This window comes from Microbacterium sp. UBA3394, assembly GCF_002358725.1.
In the GTDB taxonomy this organism is placed as follows: Bacteria; Actinomycetota; Actinomycetes; order Actinomycetales; family Microbacteriaceae; genus Microbacterium; species Microbacterium luteum.
On record NZ_DEPK01000282.1, the window covers coordinates 1 to 3098 of the forward strand.

Annotated in this window: 2 protein-coding genes and 1 pseudogene; 1 reads left to right on the forward strand and 2 read right to left on the reverse strand. The window is 65.1% G+C overall.

The window, feature by feature from the left end; genetic code table 11:
* Positions 1–131 precede the first annotated feature (131 nt).
* Both B4E30_RS16315 and B4E30_RS16320 read right to left on the reverse strand, forming a co-directional pair.
* Positions 132–1238 carry a glycosyltransferase family 4 protein gene (locus B4E30_RS16315; RefSeq protein ID WP_286796302.1) on the reverse strand — a complete coding sequence of 369 codons (1107 nt, stop codon included), beginning with the start codon at positions 1236–1238 and terminating at the stop codon, positions 132–134.
* 25 nt (positions 1239–1263) lie between these two features.
* On the reverse strand, positions 1264–2175 hold the full coding sequence (locus B4E30_RS16320) for a glycosyltransferase family 2 protein (RefSeq protein WP_286796303.1): 912 nt from the start codon (positions 2173–2175) through the stop codon (positions 1264–1266).
* A gap of 312 nt (positions 2176–2487) precedes the next feature.
* Here B4E30_RS16320 and B4E30_RS16325 point away from each other — a divergent pair.
* Positions 2488–3098: pseudogene (locus B4E30_RS16325) on the forward strand (hypothetical protein); the annotation flags it as partial.

Here is a 3098-nt window from a genome sequence, read left to right on the forward strand (position 1 = left end):
GCACGAGCTCGCGCCGCGGCGGCGAGACACGCTTCTGCTTGAGCGGGTCGGTGCGACCGTGACGGTGCGGCGACGCAGAAGCCCGGCGATGCGCGTACTCGGCCGGATTGTCAGGCGTCTGCGTTCGGGATTCAGCCGGTAGACGCTACACGACGCGATGCGCCGATGCTATGCGCCTCCTGTAGGAGCCACCGATAACGCAGCGACGTCGCCCACGGCGCACGCGATCGGAGGAACGGGTCGAAGTCGGTGACCTTCAGCGAGGAGAAGAGCGAGCCATCGCGGAGGGACGATGCGAGCGACTCCACCGGATCGTTGGCGTCGAAGGTGCGCACCCAGGGATATTCGCCGAAGTCCCGCCGGAGATGGTGGACGTCGGGAAGGATGACCGGCACGCGGAAGGTTGCTGCGAGGTGCACGCTGCCGGAGTTGAGCACCTTCTCGAAGGGGAACACCGCGACGTCTGCCGCGCGAAACCATCTCCCGACTTCATGCTCGGGAACGAAGTCGAAGTGCCCGACCGATTTCAGCGGTGCGAGTGCGCTCTCGATGAGCTCACGGTCGGACGGGGGGGTGCGGCCGGCGAGCAGAAGTGCGAGGTGTACGCCGGATCGGTCCGCATCCTGTACGAGACGGGCGGCGTCGATCAGGCTCTGGACGCCCTTGTACGCGCGGACGTTTCCGAAGAACAGTACGGCGCGATCACTGTCTGCAAGTCCGAACGAGGCTCTGGCGTCGCGTCGTGCGGGACCATCGCCGTAGACGGCCTCGTAGGAAGGGTGGGGTATCGGCCGCACCTTCTCGGGTGGAAGGCGACAGATGTCGGCGAGGACCTCCACGGTCGAGGGAGACATGACGTGGATGAGGTCCGCTCGCTCGGAGATGAGACGAATGAGACGTCGTTCCTGATCGGCGTAGAAAACTTCATGCGGTACGCGGTTGTGAACGGTCCAGATGATGCCGATGCCTCGGCGGTGCGCGCGGGAGAGCATGGCTCCGCACCGGACGAGACGGCGCTCCGCATCCGCCGGCGTCTCCGCGGTCTGCAGGATCGGCGCAGTCCAGTGCAGATGCATCACATCGCCGGGGGAGAGCCGGTCACTTCGAGTCTCCCAATCGTCGAAGTCGCCGGCGGAGAGGAATTCCCAGCCTTCCGCCATCGGCGCGAGAGAGAGGACGTTGAGGAACGGGTTGTCGTCGTAGAAGGGGAAGACGAGGACGGTGCGGCCCGTGCTCATCGCGCCCCACCCGGGAAGCGTTCCGTCATGCCCGGCCTCGACGATCGCGCGGTCGTCTGAACCGCCGCTCGAGGCGTCGAAGAAGTGACGCCTCCCCCACCTCGCGTCTGATGCCGTTCTCGACGTCGATGAAACGCTGGTCGATGAACTTCGTGAGGTAGAGCGCGAGGCCCAGACCCTGTTGAGAGACATGGGCGCGAAGCGCCTCATCTCGGATGAGGGCATCGAAGCGGTCGTGATCCCCGCGGGAGGAGATCACGCTGTTTCCGTCCGCGCCGGCGCTTTCGACGCGCTGGTGCCAGTAGGCCATCGGCTCGCCGGGGAGGAAGGGCAACGGCTGGCGCGAAAGCACCTTCAGGTTGAATGCCCAGTCCCCGACCACCGGAAGGCTCTCGTCGTAGAGACCGAGTTCCTCATGCAGACTGCGTCGATAGACGTAGGCGATCGGCACATACCGATTGAAGAGCAGAGCATCGCTGAGCAGCAGATCGTGCAGCTGGGGCTGGAACAGCTCGCGACCGATCTCCTCGAACGACTCTCCTGCTCGGCGCTCCCACACGATCTCGATTCGCGAGACGACCCCGGCGCGCTCTCGGTGTTCCGTCAGGTAGTCAACGCTGCGCCGCAGAAAATCCGGATGCCACGAGTCATCGTCATCATGGAGCACGATGAGCGGCGCGGACGTCTGCAGGACACCCGTGTTCGCGCTCTTCCACCGACCGCGCGTCTCGGGCGAGTGTACAGCGCGGATCCGTCCGCGGGACGCCGAATCGAGCGCGTCGATCAGCTCATTGACGGGCGTCGGGTCTCCTCCATCATTGACAACGACGCACTCCCACCCTGTGTGTGACTGCGAGGTCACACTCTGGAGAGCGCGCGCGAGGAAGTCCGGCCTGTCCTTGGTTCTGATGATGACGGCGACGTCGGCGATGCTCACGCAAATGCACCCTTCTGATCGGTCGACCTCGAGCGGAAGCGTCTTCGCGTCGCGCACGATCGGAGCGCTGGGCCGACGGAAATCGAGCTCTCCGATCCTATCGTTGACTGCATCTGTCGACGGCTCCGCGGTGGCGTACCAGAGGCGGTCGATGCCCCCTGGGATAGACTCCCGACCGACGGCCGGCGCCCTGGTGCGCGTCCGAGTGCATTCGCAGGTCGAGAGGAATACGCCATCGCGAAGACACCCGGAGACGGCACCTCGAACGCCCCACGAGACACACACGCCCGAATGGGCGAGCGAGGACTGATCATGTCGATCAAGCCGCACCGCGGTGGTGCAGAGACCCGATCGAGCGCGTACCACGTGGCCATCGCTGCGCTCTCTCTTCTCACTCTCGCCTTCTCGCTCCTGTGGGCTGTGGTGATGCCCCCGTTCACGGGGCCCGATGAGTACGCGCACTACAACTCGGTAACCCGTCTCGTCGCCGGCGACGGTTGGCCTCGCCCCTATGACGCACGCATCGAGAAGTCGACCATTCAAGCGGTCGCCGAGTCGGGCGGCTCCTACCTCGACCAGCGCCTTGAGGTGCTGCCGGATCCAGCGGATCGCGCACTGCTGCTGCAGGGGGATGACTGGGAACGGCAGGCCCGCGACCAGATGGTTCAGCACCCGCCGCTGTACTACGGAGCTGTTGCGGCCGTTGTGTGGGCAGCCGGTGGCGAAGAGCTTCGCTGGGACCAGGCGCAGATGATCATGCGGTCGATGTCCGCACTCATGCTCGCGTGTTCAATTCCTTTTGTCGTGGGTATAGCCCGTCGGGTCACTTCCTCCCGAGTCGCGGGCCTCGTCGGTGGGGCTGCCGTTCTCCTCGTGCCGTACTTCACCAACAGCGGCGGTTTCGTGAACAACGACAACCTCCT